The organism is Microbacterium sp. LWO14-1.2, from assembly GCF_038397715.1.
Taxonomy (GTDB): domain Bacteria; phylum Actinomycetota; class Actinomycetes; order Actinomycetales; family Microbacteriaceae; genus Microbacterium.
This window is the reverse complement of record NZ_CP151633.1, coordinates 3421551-3446725: the sequence shown is the minus strand read 5'-3', so window position 1 is coordinate 3446725 and position 25175 is coordinate 3421551. Positions and strand designations below refer to the sequence as shown.

The 25175-nt window shown below is 68.8% G+C and carries 29 protein-coding genes and 1 tRNA gene; 10 read left to right on the top strand and 20 right to left on the bottom strand.

Annotated elements, in window-relative coordinates:
* Window position 1: 1 nt before the first annotated feature.
* From MRBLWO14_RS16630 to MRBLWO14_RS16615, 4 genes are read right to left on the bottom strand one after another with little or no spacing between them, the layout of a single operon-like run.
* On the bottom strand, window positions 2-658 hold the full coding sequence (locus MRBLWO14_RS16630) for an SDR family oxidoreductase (RefSeq protein ID WP_341934181.1): 657 nt from the start codon (window positions 656-658) through the stop codon (window positions 2-4).
* 38 nt (window positions 659-696) lie between these two features.
* The gene (locus tag MRBLWO14_RS16625) at window positions 697-1221 is read right to left on the bottom strand and encodes a DUF3592 domain-containing protein (RefSeq protein WP_341934180.1); all 525 of its coding nucleotides are present in this window, start codon (window positions 1219-1221) and stop codon (window positions 697-699) included.
* Entirely contained in the window at window positions 1218-2009 is a 792-nt protein-coding gene (locus tag MRBLWO14_RS16620; protein ID WP_341934179.1) for a hypothetical protein, read from the bottom strand. The genes MRBLWO14_RS16625 and MRBLWO14_RS16620 overlap by 4 nt, the downstream gene beginning before the upstream one ends.
* Before the next feature lie 45 nt (window positions 2010-2054).
* Window positions 2055-3119, bottom strand: a complete 1065-nt coding sequence (locus MRBLWO14_RS16615) for an NAD(P)/FAD-dependent oxidoreductase (RefSeq protein WP_341934178.1) — start codon at window positions 3117-3119, stop codon at window positions 2055-2057.
* A 135-nt stretch (window positions 3120-3254) separates the two neighbouring features.
* On the opposite strand from MRBLWO14_RS16615, the gene MRBLWO14_RS16610 reads away from it, so the two are divergent.
* Window positions 3255-3330, top strand: a tRNA-Ala gene (locus MRBLWO14_RS16610).
* A gap of 62 nt (window positions 3331-3392) precedes the next feature.
* On the opposite strand, the gene MRBLWO14_RS16605 is transcribed toward MRBLWO14_RS16610, so the two are convergent.
* Window positions 3393-3638 (bottom strand): hypothetical protein, encoded by a 246-nt coding sequence (locus MRBLWO14_RS16605; RefSeq protein ID WP_341934177.1) that lies wholly within the window; start codon window positions 3636-3638, stop codon window positions 3393-3395.
* A gap of 106 nt (window positions 3639-3744) precedes the next feature.
* On the opposite strand from MRBLWO14_RS16605, the gene MRBLWO14_RS16600 reads away from it, so the two are divergent.
* The 3 genes from MRBLWO14_RS16600 (at window position 3745) to bla (ending at window position 6207) form a co-directional block, all read left to right on the top strand.
* On the top strand, window positions 3745-4482 hold the full coding sequence (locus MRBLWO14_RS16600) for a MerR family transcriptional regulator (protein WP_341934176.1): 738 nt from the start codon (window positions 3745-3747) through the stop codon (window positions 4480-4482).
* A gap of 64 nt (window positions 4483-4546) precedes the next feature.
* Window positions 4547-5260 carry a type II CAAX endopeptidase family protein gene (locus tag MRBLWO14_RS16595; RefSeq protein WP_341934175.1) on the top strand — a complete coding sequence of 238 codons (714 nt, stop codon included), beginning with the start codon at window positions 4547-4549 and terminating at the stop codon, window positions 5258-5260.
* A gap of 5 nt (window positions 5261-5265) precedes the next feature.
* Window positions 5266-6207 (top strand): class A beta-lactamase, encoded by a 942-nt coding sequence (bla, locus tag MRBLWO14_RS16590; RefSeq protein WP_341934174.1) that lies wholly within the window; start codon window positions 5266-5268, stop codon window positions 6205-6207.
* A gap of 29 nt (window positions 6208-6236) precedes the next feature.
* On the opposite strand, the gene MRBLWO14_RS16585 is transcribed toward bla, so the two are convergent.
* Window positions 6237-7247, bottom strand: a complete 1011-nt coding sequence (locus MRBLWO14_RS16585) for an IS481 family transposase (protein WP_341934173.1) — start codon at window positions 7245-7247, stop codon at window positions 6237-6239.
* 206 nt (window positions 7248-7453) lie between these two features.
* Here MRBLWO14_RS16585 and MRBLWO14_RS16580 point away from each other — a divergent pair, with 206 nt between their 5' ends.
* From MRBLWO14_RS16580 to MRBLWO14_RS16570, 3 genes are read left to right on the top strand one after another with little or no spacing between them, the layout of a single operon-like run.
* The gene (locus tag MRBLWO14_RS16580) at window positions 7454-8266 is read left to right on the top strand and encodes a glycosyltransferase family 2 protein (RefSeq protein ID WP_341934172.1); all 813 of its coding nucleotides are present in this window, start codon (window positions 7454-7456) and stop codon (window positions 8264-8266) included.
* Window positions 8263-9123, top strand: a complete 861-nt coding sequence (locus MRBLWO14_RS16575; RefSeq protein ID WP_341934171.1) for an endonuclease/exonuclease/phosphatase family protein — start codon at window positions 8263-8265, stop codon at window positions 9121-9123. Before MRBLWO14_RS16580 ends, MRBLWO14_RS16575 begins: the two co-directional genes overlap by 4 nt.
* The gene (locus MRBLWO14_RS16570) at window positions 9120-9743 is read left to right on the top strand and encodes a hypothetical protein (RefSeq protein WP_341934170.1); all 624 of its coding nucleotides are present in this window, start codon (window positions 9120-9122) and stop codon (window positions 9741-9743) included. Before MRBLWO14_RS16575 ends, MRBLWO14_RS16570 begins: the two co-directional genes overlap by 4 nt.
* A gap of 36 nt (window positions 9744-9779) precedes the next feature.
* On the opposite strand, the gene MRBLWO14_RS16565 is transcribed toward MRBLWO14_RS16570, so the two are convergent.
* Entirely contained in the window at window positions 9780-10268 is a 489-nt protein-coding gene (locus tag MRBLWO14_RS16565) for a pyridoxamine 5'-phosphate oxidase family protein (protein WP_341934169.1), read from the bottom strand.
* Window positions 10269-10431: 163 nt separating this feature from the next.
* Between MRBLWO14_RS16565 and MRBLWO14_RS16560 the strand changes: the two genes are divergently transcribed.
* Window positions 10432-11562: an AI-2E family transporter gene (locus MRBLWO14_RS16560; protein WP_341934168.1), complete on the top strand. Its 1131-nt coding sequence runs from the start codon at window positions 10432-10434 to the stop codon at window positions 11560-11562.
* 99 nt (window positions 11563-11661) lie between these two features.
* Window positions 11662-11835 (top strand): hypothetical protein, encoded by a 174-nt coding sequence (locus MRBLWO14_RS16555; protein ID WP_341934167.1) that lies wholly within the window; start codon window positions 11662-11664, stop codon window positions 11833-11835.
* A gap of 32 nt (window positions 11836-11867) precedes the next feature.
* Here MRBLWO14_RS16555 and MRBLWO14_RS16550 read toward each other — a convergent pair whose 3' ends face one another.
* The 7 genes from MRBLWO14_RS16550 to MRBLWO14_RS16520 are packed head-to-tail and all read right to left on the bottom strand — an operon-like array spanning window position 11868 to window position 19745.
* Window positions 11868-12941: an Lrp/AsnC family transcriptional regulator gene (locus MRBLWO14_RS16550; RefSeq protein ID WP_341934166.1), complete on the bottom strand. Its 1074-nt coding sequence runs from the start codon at window positions 12939-12941 to the stop codon at window positions 11868-11870.
* Window positions 12887-13786, bottom strand: coding sequence for an alpha/beta hydrolase (locus MRBLWO14_RS16545; RefSeq protein WP_341934165.1), 900 nt, complete (start codon window positions 13784-13786; stop codon window positions 12887-12889). Before MRBLWO14_RS16545 ends, MRBLWO14_RS16550 begins: the two co-directional genes overlap by 55 nt.
* 46 nt (window positions 13787-13832) lie before the next feature.
* Entirely contained in the window at window positions 13833-15029 is a 1197-nt protein-coding gene (locus MRBLWO14_RS16540) for a Xaa-Pro peptidase family protein (protein WP_341934164.1), read from the bottom strand.
* The gene (locus MRBLWO14_RS16535; protein ID WP_341934163.1) at window positions 15026-15928 is read right to left on the bottom strand and encodes an ABC transporter permease; all 903 of its coding nucleotides are present in this window, start codon (window positions 15926-15928) and stop codon (window positions 15026-15028) included. Before MRBLWO14_RS16535 ends, MRBLWO14_RS16540 begins: the two co-directional genes overlap by 4 nt.
* The gene (locus MRBLWO14_RS16530) at window positions 15925-16887 is read right to left on the bottom strand and encodes an ABC transporter permease (protein WP_341934162.1); all 963 of its coding nucleotides are present in this window, start codon (window positions 16885-16887) and stop codon (window positions 15925-15927) included. The genes MRBLWO14_RS16535 and MRBLWO14_RS16530 overlap by 4 nt, the downstream gene beginning before the upstream one ends.
* 30 nt (window positions 16888-16917) lie before the next feature.
* Complete coding sequence (locus MRBLWO14_RS16525; RefSeq protein WP_341934161.1) at window positions 16918-18537, bottom strand: ABC transporter substrate-binding protein; 1620 nt, start codon at window positions 18535-18537, stop codon at window positions 16918-16920.
* Window positions 18537-19745 carry a membrane dipeptidase gene (locus MRBLWO14_RS16520; RefSeq protein ID WP_251588690.1) on the bottom strand — a complete coding sequence of 403 codons (1209 nt, stop codon included), beginning with the start codon at window positions 19743-19745 and terminating at the stop codon, window positions 18537-18539. Before MRBLWO14_RS16520 ends, MRBLWO14_RS16525 begins: the two co-directional genes overlap by 1 nt.
* Before the next feature lie 167 nt (window positions 19746-19912).
* Between MRBLWO14_RS16520 and MRBLWO14_RS16515 the strand changes: the two genes are divergently transcribed.
* Window positions 19913-21568, top strand: coding sequence for an ABC transporter ATP-binding protein (locus tag MRBLWO14_RS16515; RefSeq protein ID WP_341934160.1), 1656 nt, complete (start codon window positions 19913-19915; stop codon window positions 21566-21568).
* 46 nt (window positions 21569-21614) lie between these two features.
* Here MRBLWO14_RS16515 and MRBLWO14_RS16510 read toward each other — a convergent pair whose 3' ends face one another.
* The 6 genes from MRBLWO14_RS16510 to MRBLWO14_RS16485 form a co-directional block, all read right to left on the bottom strand.
* Window positions 21615-21899, bottom strand: a complete 285-nt coding sequence (locus MRBLWO14_RS16510) for a hypothetical protein (protein WP_096715580.1) — start codon at window positions 21897-21899, stop codon at window positions 21615-21617.
* Between the two features lie 98 nt (window positions 21900-21997).
* The gene (locus MRBLWO14_RS16505; RefSeq protein ID WP_341934159.1) at window positions 21998-22687 is read right to left on the bottom strand and encodes an SDR family oxidoreductase; all 690 of its coding nucleotides are present in this window, start codon (window positions 22685-22687) and stop codon (window positions 21998-22000) included.
* A 1-nt stretch (window position 22688) separates the two neighbouring features.
* Window positions 22689-23066, bottom strand: coding sequence for a ribosome silencing factor (gene rsfS, locus MRBLWO14_RS16500; RefSeq protein ID WP_341934158.1), 378 nt, complete (start codon window positions 23064-23066; stop codon window positions 22689-22691).
* A complete protein-coding gene (locus MRBLWO14_RS16495; protein WP_341934157.1) occupies window positions 23066-24337 on the bottom strand; it encodes a hypothetical protein in 1272 nt (423 codons plus the stop codon). The genes rsfS and MRBLWO14_RS16495 overlap by 1 nt, the downstream gene beginning before the upstream one ends.
* Complete coding sequence (gene nadD / locus MRBLWO14_RS16490) at window positions 24334-24936, bottom strand: nicotinate-nucleotide adenylyltransferase (RefSeq protein ID WP_096715584.1); 603 nt, start codon at window positions 24934-24936, stop codon at window positions 24334-24336. The genes MRBLWO14_RS16495 and nadD overlap by 4 nt, the downstream gene beginning before the upstream one ends.
* Before the next feature lie 6 nt (window positions 24937-24942).
* Window positions 24943-25167, bottom strand: a complete 225-nt coding sequence (locus MRBLWO14_RS16485) for a hypothetical protein (protein ID WP_341934156.1) — start codon at window positions 25165-25167, stop codon at window positions 24943-24945.
* Between the last annotated feature and the right edge of the window lie 8 nt (window positions 25168-25175).

Genomic DNA, 25175 nt, shown 5'->3' with positions numbered 1-25175 from the left:
CTCAGGCGCTGAGGGCGTCGCCGATCGGGACGGCGGTGTCGGCGTCGCCGTTGCCGAAGCGGATCGTGCGGCCGAACGTCGAGGGGTTGCCGATCGACTCGGCGATGACCTGAGCGACATCGGCGCGCGAGACCTCGCCGCGCCCCTCCGGATCGATCACGATGCGGCCGGTGGGCTCGTCGAAGGTCAGCGTTCCGGGGCCGAGGATCGTGCCGTCGAGGTCGGTGCCGCGCAGGTGCTCGTCGGCGGCCCATTTCGCGTCGGCGTACGGGAAGAACGAGTCGTCCTCGGGGATGCCGTGGTCGGCTTTCGAGCCGATCCACGAGACCATGACGTAGCGACCGACACCGGCATCCGCCGCGGCATCCATCGTGCGGATCGCCGCGTCGCGATCGACCGCATACGTGCGCTCGGGCGATCCCCCGCCCGCGCCGGCCGACCAGACGATCGCGTCGTGTCCGGCGATGATCTCGGCGAGGCCGCGCGTGTCAAGCTGCTCGATGTCGGAGACCAACGCCGTCGCACCCGTCTTCTCGACGTCGTCGACGTGGTCGGGATTGCGGATGACCGCCGTGACCTCGTCGCCGCGGGCGACGAGGAGAGGAGCGAGCAGCAGGGCGATGCGGCCGTGGCCGCCGAAGACGATGATGCGCGACATACCTTCACCCTACGCGCCGGATCCGACATCGGCTCGGGTCAGCGGGGGCCTTGCGAACTGTCGATCACATATGCCTGCGGGTGCGAGGGCAGGTAGCGCACGACCACCTGATCGCCCGACAGGTACGCGTCGCGGTCGGGGTAGACCGCGGGGGTGAAGAAGTTGCTCTCCACCGTGTACTCGACACCGGAGGCCGTCGAGAACGTGATCCAATCGCCGTCGCGGGTGCCCGTCGTCGGCTGCCCGTGCTCGTAGATGTACGCGCGGGTCACGGGAACGCCGGTCAGGCTCAGGATGCCGATGACGAGGCTCGCGAGCATGACGACCGTGAGCACGCGGAAGACGATCCGCACGAGGCGTCCTCCCCATCGACCGCGTTTCGCGTGCTCTGGACGGAGCAGCCCCTCGCGCTCGCGCACTCGTCGCAGCGCATCGCCCGGCGTCGCGCCCGACGCCGACAGCGCGAAGAGTCCGAAGAGCGAGAAGCCCGCGATGAAGACCATGGCGTAGCCGTGCGCCGCCGGGAAGTTCAGCAGCCAGATCAGGGTGTCGGGGATGTTCATCGGCCGGGCTCCTTCTCGATCGTGACCGCCACGGTCTGCGGATCCTCCCGTCGGTAGAACGCCCAGATCGGTGCGCCGACCTGGAAGCGCGAGATCGCCTCCGGATACACGAAGACGGTGGTCTCGGCCTCCCAGGTGGATTGTCCCTCCGGTGCCAGGAGCACCGTCAGGGCGAGCTCGCTCTGCCCCTCCAGACGTCGTCCGGTCGGTCGCACCGCGATCACGGAAGCCGGCACCTGCGTCCCCGTCGTCCGTGCCCGCACCTGACTGGGATCGATGAGCCCGCGGTCGATGCGCCACTGCAGCACCGCCTCGCGCACGGACGGGTCGCTGATGTCGGCGAGCTCCACGGCGTCCTGGTCGGCGAGGCTGTATCGCACCGGGAGCGGGTTTCCCACCTGCAACGACGACAGGTCGGTCGGCTGCACGAGGGTACGCAGCTGGGCGATGAAGTCGTCGCCGGAGCCAGGGGTGACCCGGATGAAGAGGTCGTACTGCGGCACGTCGTTGACCGTGAGACCCGTGCGGGAGACCTCGACGATGCGGCCCACTCCGATGTGCGATTCGCCGCGGAGCTTCCGGCGTCGACCGAAGCCCGACATGGTGCCGCCGAACGTGAGCATGAGCCCCCAGGCGACACCGATGATGATCGGAGCGCCGAGCGTGTCCTCCCCCGCGAAAGGCAGGATCGACTCGCGTTGGTCGACGCCGAACAGTCCTTCCCCGGTCCAGATCACGAGCCATGCCGAGAGCAGCAGCCAGACGACCATGAGCGCGATGCGGATCATGTCCTCAGCGTATCGACGGCGCACCGCCGGGATGGAATCAGCGACTCAGGGGGCGGGAACCGTCCGCGTGGCGAGTGCCAGCTGCACGCCCTTGGCGGCTGCGCGTCCTGCTCGATTGGCGCCGATCGTGCTCGCCGACGGCCCGTATCCGACGAGCTGGATCCTCGGATCGGCCACCGCCGTCGTGCCGCGACCGTTGCGGTCGAGCTGTATGCCGCCTGCCGCGCTCCGCAGGTGCAGGGGCGCCAGGTGGGCGATCGCCGGGCGGAATCCCGTCGCCCAGAGGATGACGTCGACGCGCTCGAACGTGCCGTCGGCCCAGCGCACACCGTCGGGTTCGATGCGCTCGAACATCGGCCGCCTGTCTGCGTAGGCGCCGAGCCGTTCGGCCTCCCGCTCCTGCTCGCGCAGCATCAGCCCCGTCACGCTCACGACGCTCTCCGGCGGCAGCCCCTGCGCCACTCGCTGCTCGACGAGAGCGACGGCCGCCGCCCCGGCCTCCGGGGTGAAGTCGTCGGTGCGCCAGACCGGCTCGCGACGGGTCGCCCAGACGGTCTCGGCGATCGGCGCGATCGCACCGAGGAACTGCACGGCCGATGCTCCGCCACCCACGACGAGCACGCGCTTGCCGCGGAAGAACTCCGGCCCCGGGTAGTCGACCGTGTGGAACTGGTCGCCCAGGAACGTCTCCATCGCCGGGTAGTGCGGCAGGAACGGATGAGTCCAGGTGCCGGTGGCGTTGACGATCGTGCGGGTGCGCCACTCGCGGTCGCCGGCGTGGACGATGAGGATGCCGTCGTCGTCCGTGACGCGATCGACGCGCACCGGTCGCACCACCGGGAGTCCGTGGGCCTTCTCGTAGGCCGCGAAGGTCGCCGGCACCGCGACATTGGCCCTCTCGTCGTCGCGCGGCGGTGCTGCGTCGTCGGGGAGCTCGGCCACACCGTGCACGTCGCGCATCGTGAGCGCATCCCAGCGGTGCTGCCAGGCTCCGCCTGGCCTGTCATCGGCGTCCAGCACCACATGACGGATGCCGAGGCGCGTCAGGTGGTACGACGCCGAGAGTCCGGCCTGACCGGCCCCGATCACCACGCTGTCGAGGATGTCCACGCTCTGATCAACACCCGACCGCGCGGTGTTGTTCCGCGCACCGCCGACGCGCCCGGAGTGCACGCCCCGATTGGTGCTGTGCGTGATCCGTGTAGTACTCTTTCAAAGTTGCTTCGAGCAGAAGGAAGCAGTTCTGGGCCTGTGGCGCAGCTGGTAGCGCACCTGCATGGCATGCAGGGGGTCAGGGGTTCGAGTCCCCTCAGGTCCACCATCAAGAACCCGCGAGAGATCGCGGGTTCTTTCGTTTTCCGGCGGCCTCCCGGTGGGCGCCCGTCACCTCCGCGAGCGGAGCGAGGCGCTCCTCTCGATGCGACTCTCGACGAAGAGCCGCACGAGGATCGCGACAGCGCCCACTGCGGTGCCGATCCACGACACCCACCCGTGGTCGGTCGTGAAGTCCGTGATCGGATCGGGCAGGAACTGCAGCACGTTCGGGTTGTTGCCGTGCACGGTGAACGACACAGCGACGAGGATTCCGAGACCGGCGAGAACGGCGAGGACAGCACTCAATTTCTTCATGGGTCGAGGACACACCGTGCCCTGGGGGCCGGGTCAACCGGGAATCTCCTTGACCGTGCCCCTGGGGCACCTGCTGATATGGATATCGGCGACGAAAGAGGAACGCATGGCGTGGAGCACGAAGCAGCTGGCCGACCTGGCCGGCACGACGGTGAAGACGGTCCGGCACTACCATCGGGTCGGGGTGCTCGACGAGCCGGAGCGCGCGGGCAACGGGTACAAGCAGTACCGGACCGCTCATCTGGTCCGTCTGCTGCAGGTCAAGCGGATGAGCGACCTCGGCATCTCTCTCGCGCAGATCCGCGCGCTGGCCACGAACTCGGCCGACGCGGACGCCTCCATCGCCATCCTGGATGCAGAACTCGAGGCGACCATCGAACGACTGCAGCGCGTACGCGCCGAACTCGCTCTCCTCCTGCGATACCGAGCACCGCTCGACACGCCCGCGCCGTTCGCGAATTCCGCGGACGGACTCCCAGAGAAGTACCGCGGGCTGCTCACCGTGTACTCCCGCGTCCTGAACGAGACGGTGCTCCACGACACGAGCGTCCTGCTCACCGAACCCGACGACGCGAGCGAACCGTTCGAGGCTCTCACCGACGAGTCGGACGGCGCAGTCGTCGAGCACGTCGCCCAGCTCCTCGCCGTCTCGATGGCGGCGCACCGCGAGCGATTCCCCTGGGCGGCCGACCTGCGATCCGCGACACGCACGAAGGGAAGTCTCGCGCAAGAGGCTCTCTCGTCGGCACTCCTCGACACCTTCAATCACGGTCAGCTCCGTGCTCTCGCGCGTGCCGACGAGATCCTCCGACGCGGGGAGGCGGAGGACGATCCACCGGCGTGATCGATCTCCGTCCGGCCACCGAGACGTTGACCCTGCCCCGAGGGCACGGTGTCCACTGACATCCATGACGAACGACACCTCGAAAACGAACGCCCCGAGAACGAACGCCTCGACGACCGCAGAGCGTCGACCGCAGTGGCTGGAGCTGATCGTCGCGCTGGTCTCCGCGGTGCTGATCTACGGAGCGGGCATCGTCCTGCTGGGGATCTTCCCCGCGCCGACCCCGGCCCTGGAGGGAGTCGCCGGGCTCTTCTTCTCGGGCGCGGCGCCGATCCTCGTGTTCACGATCGTCGTCCTCGTCCGCATGCGCGACCTCTCCGCGTTCGGGGTTCGGCGGGTCGAGCCGCGATGGCTGCTCATCGCCGTGCTCCTGGCGGCCGCGTGCTTCGCCGTGATCCTGACCTTCGACACGGTCGTGCAGCATCTGTTCCCCGGCGTGGACGACTCTCAGGACACCCTCCGCGCCGCGGCATCCGGAGGAGTGCTCGCGCTCATCGGTACGATCTTCTTCGGAGCGGTCCTCACGCCGCTGGGCGAGGAACTCGTGTTCCGCGGGATCCTGACTCGCTTCTTCGAGAGGTGGGGCAGTTGGGCGGCGATCGTCCTGAGCGCGCTGATCTTCGCCGTCTTCCACGGCATCAATCTCGTCCTCCCCTCCGCCCTCCTCGTCGGTCTCGTGAACGGGTGGCTCATGGTCCGCACGAAGTCGGTGTGGCCAGGAGTCGTCGTGCACATCGTCTACAACTCGGCGTTCCTCATCCTCTACTCGTTCGGTTGAAAGGAATGTCCCTGACAGACGCGAAGCGCACGACGACGACCTGGACGCGGGCCTTGGCCGTGTCGGCGCTGGCCGTCGTGCTGGCAGCGTCGGGCTGCAGCGCCGACCCTGCCCCGCCCTCTCCGGTGAACACCGATCAGACCGCTGCGCCCACTCCGCCCGCAGCGGCGGACATCGGTCCGCAGATCCGAGCGATCGAGGCGGAGTTCGCGGTCACCGTCGGCGTCGCCGCCATCCGAGACGACGGCCGGATCGTCGATCACGACGCCGACGTCCGCTTGCCGTACGCCTCGACCATGAAGGTCTTCATCGCCGCCGCCCTGCTGGCCACCGCATCGCCGGAGGAGCGCGGGACGAACGTCCGCTGGACCGCGTCGCAGATCGATGCCGCCGGATACTCCCCCGTGACCTCCGAGCACCTCGACGACGGACTCAGCCTGGATGCTCTCGCCGAGGCTGCCGTCCGCGACAGCGACAACACAGCAGCCAACCTCGTGATGGAGTCGCTGGGCGGCCCGGCGGCCGTCCAGGACTTCCTCCGCGCACGAGGGGATGCGACGACCGTCGTCACCGCGTACGAGCCCGAACTCAACGTCGTCGTCCCCGGGAGCGACGACAACACGAGCACGCCGTCGGCTCTCGCGACGAGCCTGAAGAGCCTCGTCGACGGCGACTCCCTCGACACCGGCTCCCGCGAGACGCTCCTGGACTGGATGAGCGGCAATGCGACGGGCGATGCCCTCATCCGTGCGGCAGCGCCTGCCGGATGGGCCGTCGCAGACAAGTCCGGAGGGGCCGGGGGCGTGCGCAACGACGTGGCCGTCGTGACGACGGGATCGGGTGAGCGCATCTACATCGCGATCCTGACGGCGAAGACGGACCCGGATGCCGCGTACGACGACGAGGTCGTCGAGGAGGTCGCCCGCGTCGTGCTCGCCGAGTTCTGACCCGGCGCGGCGGCGTGCAGCCGCGACGCTCACGAGCGCTGGCTGTTCTTCTCCGGCAGGTTGTGAACGCGGGCTGAGGGTGTGAGTCCGCCGATTCCGCTGTGGGGTCGGTGGTGATTGTAGTGATGAAGCCACTCGGGATAGGCGGCTTCGCGTTCGGTCTCGGATGTGTAGGGGCGGGCGTAGGCCCATTCGGCGGCGAGGGTGCGGTTGAAGCGTTCGACCTTGCCGTTCGATTGGGGGCGGAACGGTCGAGTGCGTCGATGCTTGACGCCGTCTCCGAGTGCTGTGGCGAAGGCTCGTGAGCGATAGCAGGCGCCGTTGTCCGTCATCACCGCAGCGACCGTGATGTCGTGTTCAGCGAAGAAGCTGCGGGCTCGACTCCAGAACGCGGCGGCTGTGTCGCCGCGTTCGTCGCCCAGCCGTTCGGAGTAGGCCAGTCGGCTGTGGTCGTCGACCGCGTGATGCAGGAACACGTATCCGCGCGACGGTGACGCGCCTCGACGGGCAGCGCGATCACGGACGACGCCGGCTCGGCGGTCTTGCTGGGACCCTCGGCCATAAGCACGCCAGCCGCCACCGTCAGGGATCCTGCTGAGCTTCTTGATATCGACGTGAACCAGCTCGCCCGGGACGCTCATCTCGTAACGAAGCGCCTTCGGTCTGCGAACGGGCAGGCCGGTGGCTTGATCCAGGTGCTGCAGCAACGGCATCCGATAGCGGGTCAGTACCCGGCCGACCGTCGAGCGCGGAACCCCCAGATGCCAAGCGATCCGGTGCGGACCCCATCGTCTCGTGAATCGCAGCGCGATGATGCGACGCTCCAATCGCAGCGCCACCCGGTTCGGTGACGAAGCCGGCCGTGAGCTGCGATCCGTCAATGGCAACCCGGCCCGATAACGGCGCGACCACCGCGACGCCGTCGCGGGCGAGCATTGGAACCGTTGCGCGGCGACGCGGACCGACCAACCATGATCAACAATCGACGACGCGAGACGACGACGCCCTTCAGGCGTCAAGGGAGCATTAGCGTGAGTCACGAAGACCTCCGGTGAACGAAGTGAGGGTGGTACCCACATCGTCCCGGAGGTCTTCGCTACATCAAACGATCACAACGTCCCGGGGAAGAACAGCTAGCGGGGCGCCGCACCGTCGTCAACCCGGCCACGTCCCTTCCCTGCCCTCCGTAGGGTGGAAGAAGAGCACGGACGGACGTCCGTGCGGTGACGTCATGGGAGGCGCACGGATGCCGGAGCTGTCGGTCGATGCGGGGCACCTCCGAACCTCGGTGGTCATCCCGGTCAAGGACGATGCCCGGCTGCTCGCCCGCTGCCTCGACGCGCTCGCCGGGCAGACCGTTCCGCCCGACGAGGTGATCGTCGTCGACAACGGCTCGACCGACGACTCGGCGGCCGTCGCGCGCGCTGCGGGCGCCCGCGTCATCCCGTGCCCCGTACCCGGCATCCCCGCCGCCGCGTCGACCGGCTACGACGCCGCACGGGGAGACCTCGTGCTGCGCCTGGACGCCGATTGCGTGCCGGCGCCGACGTGGGTCGCGGAAGTGCGCGACGCCTTCTCGCACGCCGAGCAGGTCGCGGCGTTCACGGGACGCGCGCACTTCACCGACGGTCCGCGCGCTCTCCGCGCACCGCTCGCGCTGCTCTATCTCGGCGCGTACGCGGCGATGACGGGAATGGCGCTGGGGCATCTGCCGCTCTTCGGATCGAACCTCGCCTTCCGCCGTTCGGCCTGGGAGCAGGTCAAGGACGACGTGCACCGCGAAGACGCCGAGGTGCATGACGACCTCGACCTCGCCTTCCACCTGGGCGACGCGTTCACGATCGCCCGACTGCCCGGGTCGTCGATGGGCATGTCGATGCGACCCCTGACCCAGGGTGCCTTCGGGCGTCGCGTGCATCGAGGGTTCCGGAGCGTGCTGCTGCACTGGCCCGAGGACTTCCCTCCGCGTCGCTGGCGCCGTCTCGTCGCACGCCGTCGTCTCGTCGCACGGCGTCGCCGCACGACGCCCGTCCGCGCATCGGCGGGGATCGCCGCATGACGGCATCCGGTCCAGCGACCCCCTCGAAGACGGCCGAGACGCCGGTGGAACTGATCGATCCCGACGATCTGCACGTGATGACCTTCAATCTCCGCCGGCCGACGGACGGCGTCCTGCAGCGGCGGGCGGATCGGTGGAGCACGAGAGCTCCGGCGGTCTCAGCGCTGCTGCGCACGAGCCGTCCCGCCGTGCTCGCCCTCCAAGAGGCGCTGCCGCGAGCCATGCCGACCGTCCGCGGCGCCCTGGGCGACGCCTATCGCAGCCTCGGTCGCGGGCGCGGGCCCGAGGGGCGCGGCGAGGGCACTCCCCTGCTGTACGACAGCACCCGACTGACCGTGCGGACCTGGAAGCAGGAGGCGGTGTCCGACGAGCCGGACCGTGCGGGATCCCGGGACCGGGGAACCCCGTTCCCGCGGATCCTCGTGTGGGCCGAGTTCGAGGACCGCCGCACGGGGTCGGTGCTCCTGGCGATCAACGCGCACCTCGATCCGCTGTCCGCCCGCTCTCGGGACCGGTCCGTCGACCGCATCCATACCCTGGTCCGAGACCGGGCGCTGCCGACGATCGTGCTCGGGGACTTCAACGCCGGCCCCCGCTCGAAGACCCTGCGGCGGATGCTCGACGACGGGCTGCTCGTCGACGCCTGGACGGCCGCGCACACCCGGCGCACACCGGAATGGGGCACCCACGCGAACTACCGGCGGCCACGGACCGGAGCGAGACGGATCGACGGGATCCTCACCACATCTGACATCGACGTGCGATCGACGGCCGTCGACTCTCGGCGCTTCGCGGGAGTCTCCCCGTCCGATCACCTGGCCGTGCACGCCATCCTGCGCATCGGAGGAACAGCATGAAGCACGACTTCCTGCGACCGCCGGCGACGCTCGGCGACTGGCTCGCCGACGTACTGCGCGTGATCGGCGTGCTCGGGGTGATCGCCGCCGCGATCTGGCTGAAACCCACGGATGCCGGGATCGCCGCGCTCGCGCTGCCCGCGCTCATGCTCCCCCGGATGCTGGGCCTCGCCGCCTGGTTCGACGTCACCGCCTGCGCGACGGTGCTCGTCGCGGCATGGAGCAACGTCTTCGATCTCTACCGCACCGTCACCGGCTGGGATCTCGTGCTGCACTTCCTCTGCACGGCCGTGCTGGCGGTCATCGCCGCGGTCATCCTCACGCGGACGGGCGTCGTCCCCCTGGTGGCGGCGGTCGACGGGAGCGGGCCCCCGCTGCGCCGACGCACCCCGGTCGTTCTCGTGCCGCTGGTGGCGCTCGCGATCAGCGCGGTGTGGGAGATGATGGAGTGGCTCGGCTGGAGGTATCTCAGCGACGACATCTTCGTCACCTATCAGGATACGATCGGCGACATGGTCATGGGCGGGCTCGGCGGTGTCGCAGCGGGCGTCCTCCTCGCGCTCGTCCCGGTGGGGCGGCGCTCACCGAGGGTCGCTGAGACCCTGCCGCTGTCGCGCTGAGCGGCGCCGCACCCGACAGGATGCGGCGCCCGACGCTCAACGCTCGGGCAGACGGACCGTCTCGTTCTCGGCGTCGTACTGCTCGCCGGTGACCTTCGACTTCACGAAGCTGAACAGCGAGGCCAGCTTGCCGCCGGGGCTGTCCCAGTACTCGGCGGTCTCGGCGGTGAACTTCAGCAGACCGACCTCGGGGTCGTCGGGTCCGTCGGTGAACCACGCCTCGACCGTGGGGCTCCACAGCTCCTTGATCTTCGCCCGGTCGTCGACGAGTTCCGCACGCCCCGACAGGGAGACCCAGGAGTCGTTGGAGCTCAGGGAGACACCGACGCGGTCGTCCGCGCGCAGGTCGGTGACGAACGTGGCGCCCTTCGCGACGAGGAACCACAGATCCCCGTCGAACTCGGCCTCCTGCACCGTCAGCGGGTGGGCGACGAGCCGGTCTTCCGCGTTGCGTGTCGTGAGCATGGCGAAGCGGAAGTCCTTGATGAGCTCTGCGACGCGCTGGGTGGGGGTCTGGTCGGTCATATGTGTGTCGTCCTCTCCCGCCGCCTCGCTGGCGGCATAGAAGAATCGTGCGGCTTCCGCGACCCGCGCGCCAGGGGCTTGCTATCGGCGGCGGGCCTGGATAGAAAGACGGGGCGATCGTTCGTCATTCCGGCGTCGGCGCGGACAGCGGGAGGCGCACGTGATGGGACTGTTCCGACGACCGGAGCCGACGACAGCGGACTCGACGACACCGGACGCGGGCAGCCTCTGGGCCCGAGGATGGGGCCTCGCGGCGACGCGCAGCCTGCAGACCCTCGCCGTGCTCGCACTCGTCGCCGTCGGAGTGCTCGTCATCACGCAGCTGTCGCTCGTGTTCATCCCGGTCACCATCGCGCTCATCCTCGCGAGCGCCATCCACCCCCTGGTCGCCCTCATGAGGCGACGAGGGATGCCGTCGATCCTCGCGACGTGGATCGCCCTGATCGGCATCATCGTGGTCCTCGGCGGGGTGGTCTGGGTGATCGTGCTGACGGTCCGGTCGCAGTGGGACGATCTCGTCGACTCGGCCTCCGACGGGATCTCGCAGGTCACGGCGTGGCTCGACACCCTCCCCTTCGACTTCGCGTCGATCGACCTCGACGAGGTCTGGGCCAGCGCCGGCGACTTCCTCACGAGCGCGTCCTTCGGTCAGGGCGCCCTCGCCGGGGTCTCGGCGACCGCGAGCTTCTTCACCGGGCTCGCGCTCATGATCGTCGTGCTGTTCTTCTTCCTGAAAGACGGCCCGCGCATCTGGGAGTTCCTGCTGCGTCCCTTCATGGGCGAGAGCTACGAGCGAGCCCGCCGCATCGGCGACAAGACGGTGGACGTCTTCGGCGGCTACGTCCGCGGCACCTCGATCGTCGCGGCCGCAGACGCGCTGGGAATCGGCATCGGTCTGGCGATCCTGCAGATCCCGCTCGCCATCCCCCTGGCGGTCATCGTCTTCCTCACCGCGTTCATCCCCCTCGTCGGGGCGACCACAGCCGGCATCCTGGCCGCTCTCGTCGCCCTCGTGACGCACGGACCCGTCGCGGCCCTCATCGTGATCGGCATCGTCGTGCTCGTGAACCAGCTCGAGGGCAACTTCCTGCAGCCGGTCGTGATGGCGCGCTCGCTCAAGCTGCACGCGCTCGTCATCCTGCTCGCTCTGACGACGGGCACGATCCTCGGCGGGATCGTCGGCGCTGTCCTGTCGGTGCCGATCGCCGCGGTCGCCTGGGGGATCATCACCGTGTGGGACGGCCCGCACACCCCCGCCCGCCCGTTCCGCAAGAAGCGCCCCGAGACCGTCTGACCACCGCGTCCTAGCCCTGCGACGCCCGGGAGTCAACCGACTCCCGGGCGTCCACTTCTCGCCGTACCGTGACAGTCACCACGACGAGAGGAGCAGCTCATGTCCAGCAATCCCCCGCCCCCGATCCCTCCGGTCCCGCCGCTCGGCGACGGCGACGAGTCCGCGGAGGAGCCGATCCGCGAGGTCGACGGTGAGCGTGAGCTCGATCCGGACGCGAACCCCGAGCTCATCGACAGCGCCGACGCCGACCGCATCGCGGCCGAGGGCGACTGAGCACCGGGCTGAGCCGGTGCTCTCGGGCCGGCTCAGCCCGCCCCGGCCGACGCCACCTGCGCGCGCCACCACGGCGTCTCGATGAACCCGCGCTTCATGAACACCAGCTCCATGGCGGCGTTCCAGCCGCGGACGCCCTTCAGGTGCGCGATCGTGCCGGTGAGGAAGTCGTGCAGCGTCTCGGTGCTGGGGAGGATGATCTCGCAGTAGAGCGAGTTCTCCTCGAGCGCCGCCGCGAGGAACCGCACCGACACGTGCTGCGAAAGCGTCTTGGCGACCGACGCGAGCCGTGACGGCTCCACCCGCAACATCAGCAGCGTCTCCGCGCTCATGCCCAGGGCCGATGCCGGGACCATCGTCACGGTCGTGAGGCACCCCGCCGCCCGCATCCGCTCGTACCGCCGACGCACGCTGCTCTCGTTCATGTCGAGCTTCGCGGCGATCGACAGGAACGACGCCCGGCCGTTCTCGCTCAGCTCGCGGACGATGGCGCGGTCCGCGTCGTCGAAGTGCGTCGGGTCGCAGGTGTTCGGCGCAGGCATGTACGACTGCGGATCCGTCGCGGCCTCCGCATGGGAGTCGTACAGCTGGCGGCCCCAGTCGAAGCTCACCTTGTAGGTGTGCACCACGAGATCGCTGCGCCACCGCTCGACGCCGGGGATCGCCTGCAGGTCGGAGAGCACGTGGGCGTAGTGCGCCGCGCCGCCCGGGATGACGACCTCGGCGAAGACGTCGAACTTGCCCGTGACGAGGGTGACGAAACGCACGTACGGAGATCCGATCAGCGCCTCCGCGACGCCGAGCTGCGAGCCCGGCGTGCAGTTGATCCGCACGAAGAAGGTCTCGACGTGCCCCTCGCTGCCGAGGGTCGGCACGATCCCGACCCGAACGATCCCCTCCGCGAGCAGCTGCTGCCCGCGGCGCGTGACGGTCGACACCGAAGCTCCGGCGAACTCGGCGATCGAGGTCCAGCTGGCCCGTCCGTCCTGCTGCAGGGCGACGACGATGCGCCGGTCGAGGTCGCTGACGTCCCTCACGAGTGCGGCGCTGCTCATGCCGTCGGCGGGTGCACCCGGTGCAGGAAGGTGCGCACCGTGTCCGTCCACGCCTCTGCCTCCTCGATCTGCGGGGAGTGCCCCGACTTCTCGAACACCACCATCTCGGAGTCCGGGATGAGATCGGCGATCGTCTGGCTACACGATACTGGCGTGATCCAGTCGGTCCGCCCCACGGTGATGAGTGTCGGAACCGATATCTCGTGGAGGCGGGGCTTGAGGTCGTAGTTCGGCAGGTTCACCGAGAACGCGTAGTTGTGAGCCTCGTAGCGGTACGGCGTCGCCTGCACCTTCCGCTCGACGGCATCCGGGTCGTAGACGAAGTCGTACAGCGGCAGGATCTCGCGCCAGCAGTCCTTGAGGTCCTCGTTGTCGCGGACCTCACCGACGTCGATGCGGTCGAACTTCTCCATGTCGATGCTCACGCGGTCCGACGCCAGCGCGTTCTCGCGTGCGAGGTGCGCGTTGGAGTTGTCGGGCGAGGTGTCGCGCAGCACGACGGCCGCCACGCGGTCGGGGTAGCGCAGGGCGTACTCCATCGCCATGAATCCGCCGTACGAACCGCCCGCCATGACGATGCGCTCCGCGCCGATCCACTCGCGCAGCCCGTCGATGTCGGCGGCCCACTGCTCGTGACTGAACGTGCCTTTGCCCTCGCTCTGACCGCTGCCCCGGGCGTCGAAGACGACGACCCGGTACTCGTCGGCGAGGCGTCCGAAGCTCGCGCGCGGCTCCGCGCGCGACCCGAGGCCGGGGGCGCCGTGATGCGTGATGATCACGGGGGCGTCCTTCGGACCGAGCACCTCGACGGCCAGGTGGTTGCCGTTGATCTCGACCCACTGGTGATCGGTGGTGGCTGCGGCGAACTCCGGGGAGACCTCGGGCGTGCTGGTCATGGTGTTCCTCTTCCTTCGAGTGGTCGTGTGATGCGAGGGGCGGCGCTCAGAGCGGGATCGTGCAGTCGTCGAGCCCGCGCGGGAACGTGGTGAGGGGTTCCGCGCCGTCGTCGGTGATGAGCATGCTGTCGCTGATGCGGTAGCCCGCGTGCCCCGGCACGTAGATGCCGGGTTCGTTGGAGACGACCATGCCGGCCTGCAGCACCGTCGCGTCGCCGTCCTCGAGCCAGGGCGCCTCGTGCATGCCCAGCCCGATACCGTGGCCCTGGCGGTGACGGATGTACTCGCCGAGGCCCGCATCGCGGATCACGTCGAGGCAGAGCCGGTTCGCCTCCCGGCCCTCGATGCCGGCGCGGATCGTCTCGCGTCCGAGCTGCTGCGCGGCGTGGATCGTGTCGTGGTACCGGCGCTGCTCCGCCGTCGGCTCGCCGAGCACGAAGGTGCGCTCCCCCTCGATGAAGCGCCCGCCCACCGCGCACCCGAGCGACAGCATGAACGTATCGCCCTCACGCAGCCTGTTGACCGAGGGCAGCCCGTGCGGGAACGCGGAGTTGGGCCCGGAGTACACCAACCCGCCGGCGAGCAGCGAGGCCACGACGACGTTGCGGTGCTCGGCGTACATGAGGCGGGTGCCCGCGGCGGTGACGTGCCGCTCCAGCTCGGTCTCCGTCGGAAGGTCTCCCCCGGCGGCGACGGCATCGACCACCAGCTGCACGCCGGCGTCCAGCATCCGGTCGGTGATCCTGGCCGCCTCGCGGTGCAGTACGACCTCCTCCGGGAACTTCACGTAGCGTGCACGGATCGTGAGGTCCGAATCCACGAGGTCGGCGCCGCCGAACGCAGAGCGGGCCGCGGCGAGCCGGGCGTAGGGCATGGTCGACGCGAAGCCCACCCGTCGAGGCGGTGCGACCGCGTCGGCGAGCACCTGGAAAGGCGCCACGACGCCCGGGTACTCGAAGAAGGCGACGAGCTCCGCACGGGCGGACTGCGACTCCGCGTACTCCCGCTCGAGCTCCGGGAGCAGCATCACCGTGCGCCCCGACGCCTCCACCCACACCGCGACCGGACGCTCGGACGGGTGGTGGAAGAACCCGGTGAGGTAGGCGATGTCCTCGGGATGATCGGTGAGGAACGCGTCGAAGCCCTCCTCCGCCATCATGGTGCGGACGCGCTCCTGTGTGCGGTCGAAGAACGCGGGGGCGAGTCTCTGATCGAAGTCGTTCATGTCATCCGTTCCGGTCATCGCTTGAGGTGACGGGGATTGCGGGCGTCGTTGTAGGCGATCGAGAGCAGCGTCGCCGACAGCACGAGGATGAGGATCGCGATCGAGGGGAACAGCGTGAGCCACCACGCGCTGACCATGGCTCCCGCCTGCTGCGCCTCGTAGAGGATGCGACCCCACGACCACGTCGTCGGATCGCCCAGGCCGAGGAAGGCCAGGCCCGCTGCCGACAGCACGGCCCGTGAAGCGGTGACGACGACCGACACCACGACGACCGGCGTGACGGCGGGGAGGAGGTGACGGGTGATGATCCACACGGGCGAGGTGGTCATGAGGCGCGCTGCGTCGACGTACGGCAGTCCGACGACCGTGAGCGCCTGCGACCGCACGAGACGCGTCACCTCGGGCCAGGAGAACGCGGCGACCACGAGGATGATCGTCGTCGTGCTCGGGCCGACGAGCGCCGCGATGAGGATCATGAGCGGCAGCACGGGCAGCGACAGGGTCATGTCGACGATGACGCTGATGATGCCGTCGAGGCGCCGGAAGTACGCCCCGATGACCGCGATGATCGTGCCGAAGATGATCGCGATGACGGATGCCGCGACGGCGACGAGCACGCTCTGCTGCGTTCCCCAGATGACCTCGGAGAACACGTCGCGACCGAGCGCGTCGGTTCCGAACCAGTGTCCGGCGCCCGGCGGACGCAGGACGTCGGGGCCGTAGCTCGCCGGGTACGGGGCGATCAGCGGTGCGGCGAGCGCGACGACGACCAGGAGCAGGAGCAGCCCGAGAGAGATCATCCCGAGCGGGTCCCGGCGGAATGCGCGCCACGTGTGCGCGCTCGCCCGTTCGCTGCCGACGGCGGCCGGTTCGGTGAGGGGCGCGCCCTCGGCGGTGGGGAGAAGAGGAGCGGTCATGACGTCTTCACTCTCGGGTCGAGGTAGCCGTAGACGATGTCGGTGATGGTGTTCGCGACCACGACGGTCACGGCGAGCATGAGGAAGGCGCCCTGCAGCACCGGGAAGTCGAGCTGGGTGACGGCCTCGTAGATCCCGCGGCCGATGCCCGGGTAGGCGAACACCGTCTCGGTGAGCACGGCTCCTCCGACGAGGAAGCCGAGCTGCAGGCCGATGAGCGTCGTGGTGGGGAGCAGGGCGTTGCGCAGTGCGTGCTTCCAGAGGATGCGTCGACCGCGCAGGCCGTTGGCCTTGGCGAGGAGGATGTAGTCCTCGCTGAGGGTCTCGATGAGCGTCGACCGCATCGTCAGCACGTACGACCCCACCTGGATCAGCATGAGCGACACGGCCGGCAGCACGAGGTGCTGCGCGACGCTGAGGTACCAGTCCATCCCGTACGTGTTGTTCGTGTACGCCCCGCCGATCGGGAACCAGCCGAGGTTCAGCCCGAAGACGAACAGCAGGAGGATCGCGACGCTGGGCACGAACAGCGACTGGCCCGTGACGCCGAGGACCTGCACGGCCCGGTCGATGAAGCGGCCCTTGAAGGAGGCGGCTGCCACGCCGAGGGGGATGCCGATGACGATCGTGAGGACGAGCGCCGTCACGGTGAGCAGCAGCGTCCACGGGAGCCGCTGGAGCAGCACGTCGAGCACGGGGATCGACTGGGTGAACGAGATCCCCAGGTTGCCCTGCACGAGCTGCCACATGCAGAGGCCGTATTGGATGAGCAGCGGCTGATCCAGGCCGTACTGCTCGAGGATGGTCGCCCGGATCTCGTCCGTCATGTTCGGGCTCGCCAGCGCGAGCGCCGGGTCGCCGGGGAGCAGGCGGAGCAGCAGGAACGTCACGGTCACGGCGAACCAGATCGTGAGCAGGCCTCGCCCTGAGCGGCTGAGAATGAACGATGCTCGGGACACCCGGGCGACCTTCCTCGAGAGTGGGGGTTGTTACTCGACCGGGTGCGCGCTCGCGAGCGAGAGCGGGTTCACGATCGAGAGCAGTTCGCTCGGCTTCGAGATGAAGCCGGCCCATTCGTCGCTGGCTGCGAAGAAGAGGTTCTGCGTGTACATGATGTTGTCGTAGACCTGCTCGTGCACGATCTTGTTCGCCTCGCGCATGATCGAGATCTTCTCGTCCTCGTCGAACGTGACCATGCCCTCCTCGATCAGGGCGTTGAGCTCGGGGTCGTCGACGTGGGTGTAGTTGATCGCTCCTCCGGGGAGGTACGACAGCGCGAAGTTCGTGACGGGGTCGTCCATGATCGCGAAGTTGCCGGCGTAGATGTCGTAGTCGCCCGCGTTGGTCATCGCGAGGTACGTGTTCCGCTCGGTGCCTTGCAGCTCGATCGTGATGCCGGCCTCCGCCGCCGTGTCCTTCACCAGCTGCGCCCATTGGCTCGTCACACTGTCCTGCAGCGAGTAGATCAGCCGAAAGGAGATCGGGAAGACGCCGTCGGCGTCAGCCGTGTACCCGGCCTCCTCCATGAGCGAGCGCGCCTTCTCCGGATCGAACTCGTACTCCTCCACGGAGTCGTCGTAGTACTTGGCGAGCACGGGCATGAGGGCGCTGGAGCCCGTCGACACCGCCTGGCCCTGCAGCACGACCGTGCGGATCGCCTCGTAGTCGACCGCATGGGCGAGCGCCTGCCGCACCTCGGTCTTCGCGAGGTCGGGCTTCTCCATGTTGTAGACGAGGTGGGCGTATCCGAGGCCCGGGGCTTCGATGACCTGCAGCCCGCTCGAGTTGCTGAGCTGCTCGACCTGCGCCGGCGGCAGCGCGTTCGCGATCACGTCGATCTCACCGCTCTGCAGAGCGAGGATCTCGGTGTTCACGTCGGGGTACACGCGGTAGACCACCTCGGCCGGTCCCGGCACCCCGCCGTCGACGAGCGGGTAGTCCTCGACGCGCTTCAGCGTGTAGTGCTGCCCGACCTGGAAGTCGTCGAGGATGAACGGCCCCATGCCGACCCACCCTCCGTCGCTTCCGTCGTTCGCGAACTCGGCGATCGATCCCTGCGGCTCGAACACATGCTGCGGGACGACCACGCCCCAGAAGCCGATCTCGTCGATGATCGACGAGTCTGGCTGGGTGAGCGTGAGCTCGACACGCGTGTCCGACACCGCCGTGGCCGTGTCGAGGTTGCCGAGCTGACCGTAGAACGTCCCGGGCGCCTGGTCGCGCTTGACCGCGTTCAGCGTCCACGCCACATCCTCGGCGGTCAACGGCTCGCCGTCGCTCCACGTCAGGTCGTCGCGGATCTCGTAGAACCCGGTGGTGTCGTCCACGTAGCCCCAGTCGGTGGCGACGTGCTCCTCCTTCGTCCCGTCCTCGCTGATGCTCAGCAGGTGCGGGTACATCAGATTGGTGATCCACGAGTCCGTGCGGCTGTTGCCGAGCACCGGGTTGAAGTTGACGACGTCCGTCGTCGTCCCGATGCTGAGCGTCTCGTCGCTCGGCCCGGTGCTGGAGGACGACTCCCCCGGCTCCGGAGCGGATGGGGCGCACGCGGTGAGGCTCACGGCGAGTGCCGCGGCCGCACCGAGGGCGAGGTATCTCTTGTGCTTCATCAGACCCAGACCTCCTCGAGTACGCGCATGGTGTTCCCGCCGACGACCGCGCGGATCTCGTCGTCGGAGTAGTCGTGCTTCACGAGCCAGCCGATGATGTTGTAGAACGCCTCTGCGGGGTTCTCGATCCCGTCGACGTACGGCTGCTTCTCGTACTCGACGTTGGCGTGGGCCTGGCCGAGGGAGAGGTTCGACGAGAACGCGTCGTGCAGTCCGACGTGGTCGCCGAACAGTGTGTCGGGCCCGAAGCTCACGTGCTCCAGGCCGACGAGGTCGACGCAGTACTGGAAGTGGTCCATGACCGACTCCAGCGAGTGCTTCGGATGCTGCGGCGAGATCGTCGTGTGCGGCGCGGCCTCGATGCCGATGACGCCACCGCGCTTCGCGCACTCGATGATCGTCTCGTCGGTCTTCATGCGGTTCGTGGGCCACAGACCCCGCGCGCCGGCGTGCGTGATGAAGACGGGCTTCGTGGAGTGCGCGATCACGTCGAGGCACGTCTGGTCGCCCGAGTGGGAGATGTCGATCGCGATGCCGAGCTTGTTCATGCGCTCCACAGCGCGCTCGCCGAAGTAGGTGAGGCCCCCGTCGCCGCGCTCCTTGAGCCCGCCGCCGAGCATGTTCGCCTCGGAGTACGCGATGCCCATCTGGCGCACGCCGAAGCCGTAGAGCACGTCGAGCCGGTCGACCTCGTTCTCGATCATCGTCGACGCCTCGAGCGCGAAGATGTGCGCGACGCGTCCGGTCTCGGCCGCGTAGCGGATGTCCTTGATCGACTCGGCCTTGATGACAAAGTCCTGATGGGCGAGGTCGGCCATGCGCACGCCCAGGTCGAACAGCACGTCCTGGTACTTCCAGCCGGCGTCGCTCGAGATGCAGCAGGTGCCGTCCATGCCGTTGTCGAAGACAGCGGTGAGGCCGGAGCGCGCGAGGCCCTGGTAGCCGGTGGGTTCGCGGCCCTGGCGGATGTGGTCGCGCAGCTCACCCATGTCCTCGGGGAAGACCTGCACGTGCTCGTGCAGCGAGATCACGGTCTCCTCGCGCAGCAGGCGCTCGGTGCGCTCCTTCTGCGCGTCGGTGAGCTCGAGGCCCTCGTAGGCGGGGACGCGGCCGATCTGCTTGGCGTAGCGGAACTCGCGGTAGTCCTTGCCCGCTTCGAGGTACTCGTAGGCGGTGTAGCCGTCATAGCGGTCAGCTTGTTCGAGCACGAATGCTCCTTCGTTTCGGTGATGCGGGATGCCTCTCCCGTCCGACGAAGAGAGATTTCCTCGAATCTCGATGATTTCGGCGCTGGTGTCAACTACTTTGAGAAAATTCGGCTGAAATGTTTCCTGTTCGAAACATTTCGGGTCGGATCTGGTGGCATGATGTGTCCATGGAGAACACGTCTGCACCCGGAGACGGCACCGTGCTCGAGGTCGCCGGACTCACCGTCACTCTCACCGGAGACGGCAGGACCAACCGCGTCGTCGACGGCATCGACCTCTCGGTGCGCCGCGGCGAGGTCTTCGCGCTGCTCGGCGAATCCGGCTCGGGCAAGTCGATGACCGCCCGCGCGATCATGGGGCTCATCGACGAGGGAGAGGTGCACGCCGACAGGCTCGCGCTCGGCGGCACCGACCTGCTGACCCTCTCCCCCGAGCAGCATCGACGCCTGCGCGGCGTCAAGGTCAGCCTCGTGATGCAGGACGCCCTGTCGGCCCTCAACCCTGTGCTGAGCATCGGCGATCAGATCGGCGACCTCCTCCGCGCCCACCGCCGCATGTCGCGCCGTGACGCCCGCGCTCGGGCGGTCGAGCTCCTCACCCTCGTCGGCATCCCCACGCCCGAGAAGCGCGTGCACGACTACCCGCACCAGTTCTCCGGAGGACAGCGGCAGCGCATCCTCATCGCCATGGCGATCGCCCTCGATCCCGATCTCGTCATCGCCGACGAGCCCACCACGGCGCTCGACGTCACGGTGCAGGCGCAGATCCTCGATCTGCTGCTCTCCCTGCGCGACCGGCTGGGCATGGGCATCCTGCTCATCACGCACGACCTCGGCGTCGTCATGGAGGTGGCGGACAGCGTCGCCGTCATGCGCCACGGCCGCATCGTGGAGTCGGGCAGCGCCGACGACGTGCTCACCGCACCGCAGCATCCGTACACCACGCAGCTGCTCGACTCGATGCCGAAGGACGTGAGCGCTGCCGTCCAGGACGACGCCTCGGCGCCGATCCTGCGGGCGACCGCCGTCGAGCGGACGTTCCGTTCGGGCAGCGGCCGTCGCGCGCACCGCGTCGCCGCCGTGGCCGGCGTGGACCTGGAGCTGCGCAGCGGCGAGATCCTCGCGATCGTGGGCGAGTCGGGCAGCGGCAAGTCCACTCTCGCCAGGATGCTGGTGGGCCTGGACTCCCCCGACGCCGGGACCCTCGTGTATCGCGACAGCGACGTCACCCGTGGTCGCCTTCAGGACCGCAAGACGCTGCGCAAGGGCGTGCAGATGGTCTTCCAGGATCCCTATCAGTCCCTGAATCCCCGGATGACGGTGCAGCAGCTCATCGCCGAGCCGCTCGCGGCCACGGGCACCGGCACGGCGGCGAGCCGCCGAGAGCGCGTCGCGGAGCTGCTCGAGCTCGTGGGACTGTCACCGGACATGGGTTCGCGCTTCCCCCACCAGTTCTCCGGCGGCCAGCGACAGCGCATCGGCATCGCGCGGGCCCTGGCCCTCGATCCCGATGTGCTGGTCTGCGACGAGCCGGTCTCGGCGCTGGACGTCTCGATCCGCGCGCAGATCATCGACCTGCTGTGCGATCTACGCGAGCGCCTCGGCATGTCGATCGTGTTCATCGCGCACGACCTGTCGCTCGTGCGCCACATCGCCGACCGCGTGGCCGTGATGTACCTCGGCGACATGGTCGAGGTCGGCGACACCGAGACGGTCTACCGCAGCCCCACCCACCCGTACACGCGGTCCCTGCTGTCGGCGATCCCCCCGCAGACCAGGGCCGATCGCGGGATGCTGGCGCGGCGGACTCGCCTCAGCGCCTGAGCGGGGCCGACCGGCAGTGGTCGGCCCCCTGCGCGAAGAGGGGCGCTCAGGTCGCCAGCAGCGGCGGCAGGTGCGGGATGGCGATCGGACGCGTCGCCCTGCTCGAGTCCTGCACCCGCGAGACGTCTTCCAGCACGTCGTACGCGGTGGAGTAGCGGATCGCCAGAGGGAGATCACGCAACCACACGACCTCCACCTCCGTCTCCGCGTACTCGTACACGCACGCCACGACGTAGCGAGGGTCGTTCTCGGCGTACCGGCGGTCGTTGATCACCCATTCCGACGGGGTGATGCGGTTGAGCACGTATCTCGGCTCCGGATCTCCATTCATGTGACAGTCCTCCAAGACTCTCTCCCCGCGGAGATCATCTCTGGCACGACGAAGAGAACCGAGCCCCTTGACAACCGCACCGATCGACGGCAGACGGGTCAGCGAGCAGGCCGGACGGTGAGGTCTGTCAGAGCCGCGTCGGACGGCAGGTCGAGCGCGGTGAGGATGGTCGTCGCGACGCTCTCCGGCGTGATGAAGCGCTCGGCGTCGTACTCCCGCCCCTCCTGCTGGTGCACGCGCTCCTGCATCGGCGTCGCCGTGCGCCCGGGGTAGATCGAGCTCACGAGCACGCCGTGCTCCGCCTCCTCCGCCCGGAGTGCGTCGGCCAGCGCGCGCAGCCCGTGCTTGGATGCCGCGTACGCGCCCCAGCCGGCATGAGCGTGCAGCCCCGCTCCCGAGTTGACGAAGATCACCCGTCCGCGCGAGACCCGCAGCACGGGCAGCAGCAGCCTGGTCAGCTCCGCCGGACCGACGAGGTTCACGGCGAGCTGCTGCTCCCACAGCGAGGGCGGCAGGTCGGCCACGGACCCGAGGTCGACGACCCCCGCGACGTGGATCAGCGAGTCGATGCGCTCGGGCAGTGGCTGCTTCGAGAACGCCCACGAGAGGCGACCGGGCTGGGCGAGATCTCCGACGAGCGCGGTCGCCTCGGGAAGCGCTGCCGTCATCTCCCGGGCGCGGCCCGCATCCCGTGCGAGCACGATCACGTCGTCTCCGCGCGCCAGCAGGCGCTGTGCGACGACCGCACCGATGCCCGAACCGGCACCCGTCACCAGGTGGGTGGGCATGTCAGCTGCGGTCGGCGGGCTCGGCCAGCTCGATCGGGATGACCGGGCAGTCCTTCCACAGGCGCTCGAGTCCGTAGTAGACCCGCTCCTCCTGGTGGAAGACGTGCACGATCAGGTCGCCGAAGTCGAGCAGGACCCAGCGCGCTTCCGCGCGACCCTCCCGGCGCACGCGCTTGTGTCCGGCTTCGATCAGGCGATCCTCGACCTCGTCGGCGATCGCGGCGACGTTGCGCTCGCTGTTGCCTGTGACGAGCAGGAAGATGTCGACGAGCGGCAGCGGCTCCGACACGTTCAGGGCGACGAGATCCTCGCCACCCTTCGAGACAGCGGCCTCTGCTGCGATCTGCAGCATCTCTTCGGCGGTTTCAGGTGATTGCATCAGAAGACATTCGTGGTGATGGCGATCACGACGGCGACCCCGACCGCGAGGGCGAGACCACCCGCCACGATCGCGAGGATGATCATGAGCCGGTTGCCCTTCTCGGGCGCCGGGGGACGGATGACCTCTCCGGCGGGCTTGATGGTGCTGATCGCGGAGCTCGCCGCGATCGGGGTGGGAGAGGATGCCGGGGGCAGCTCCCCGTCGATGAGGACGGCGTCGACGTCTTTGCCGTCGGTGGTGCCGTGGGCGTGGCCCTGTGATCCGAGCCCCTTCGGCAGCTCGTAGGACCCGGTGACGAGGATCTCGCCGGTCGAGGCCACGGGACCGGACAGGGAGCCCTCGCCGGGGCTCGGTGTGAAGATCAGGGTGTTCGGAGCGCGGTGCGACCCGGTCGAGTCGCCGACCGTGAGAAGCTCGTCGAACGACGGGGCGAACGGCTTCTGCGGCTCCGGCTCACTGCCGAGCACACCGCTGCCGAAGGCCGAGTTGACGGTCGGGCGCTCCCCCTCGGGGACCACGACGTCGTCCGCGTCGTCGACGTCCGCGAGCACGTCGTCCTCCGCGTCGTCATCGTCGTCGTTCTCGGGCTCCGTCTCGACCTCGATTCCCAGGGCTGCGACGGCCGCGACGGGGTCCTCGTCGTCCTGGGGCTCGTTCGAGCCGGTGTCGGCGGGCGCCTCCTCAGGCTCCACGGATGCCGGCACGAGCGGCACGACGCCGACCGAGTCGACACTCGCGGCAGCGCTGACCGGGAGCACCGTGAGCTCCTCGTCGACCTCGTCGTCGTCGTCCGACGACGAATCCTGTTCCTCGGACGGTGCGGGCGGCGCGAAGACCGGGACAGCCGTCACGACGGACTCGTCCTCATGGGGGGCCTGGTCGGGAGCGGCGGAGCCGGCGGCATCCTCATCGGCGGACGCGGTCTGCTCTGCGTCGGCCTGCTCGCCGTCGGCCTGCTCTGCGTCGGGCTGCTCGCCGTCGACGACCGGCGCGGATGCCGTGCGGATGCGCTCGCGCACCTGGCGGCGGGTAAGACGCGTCTCGCCGGTGTCCTCGCCTTCGGACTCCGTCTGCTCCGGTGCCGCCGTCTGCTCCGGTGCGGCCGCCTGCTCCGGTGCCGGAGCGGGCTCGGCGGGGGCGGCCGGGGTCGCCGCAGCAGCGGCTGCGGCCTCGTCGGGCGTGATGACCGGCGTGGAACCCGTCAGTCGGAGCTCCCGCAGCTGCTTTCGTGTCAGCGGGCCCTGCTCGGGCTGATCCGATGTACTCATGCCTTGCTCCGATACAGATGATGCTTCGCGATGTACTGAACGACTCCGTCGGGAACGAGATACCAGACCGGCTCCCCCTCGCGTACCCGCGCGCGGCAGGCGGTCGAGGAGATCGACAGCGCAGGCACCTCCAGCTGGCTGACGTCGTCGCTCGGGAGGCCGTCGGTGCTCAGGATGTGACCTGGGCGGGAGACCGCGACGAAATGGGCCAGTTCCCACAGTTCATCATGGTCCCTCCAACTGAGAATTTGCGCCACGGCGTCGGCCCCGGTGATGAAGAAGAGCTCGGCATCCGGCCGCGCCTTCTTGAGATCCCGCAGCGTGTCGATCGTGTAGGTGGGCCCCTCGCGATCGATGTCGACGCGGCTCACCGTGAACTGCGGGTTCGAGGCCGTCGCGATCACCGTCATCAGGTAGCGATGCTCGCTGGGGGTGACGTCCGACTTCTGCCAGGGGTGACCGGTGGGGACGAAGACGACCTCGTCGAGCCCGAAGGAGTGCGCGACCTCGCTCGCGGCGACGAGGTGTCCGTGGTGGATGGGGTCGAACGTTCCACCCATCACACCGATGCGCGCGGGGCGCGAGGTCGTGTCAGTCATACGGGACTAGTGGCCGTGCCCTGCCTCGTGTCCGTCCTTGCCATGCCTGGCGGCCCAGGCCTCGGCCTTGGCCGAGTGGCGGTTGGCGACGTTCTTGTACGACAGCGTGACGAGCGCGAGGAACGCGAACACGATCGCGGCGATCACGCCGAAGATGATGGTCTCGAGAGCGACGTTTCCGTGGTGCTCGGTCTGGGCGGCGGCCATCGCGATCTGTGCGACGAGGTTCATCCTTGCTC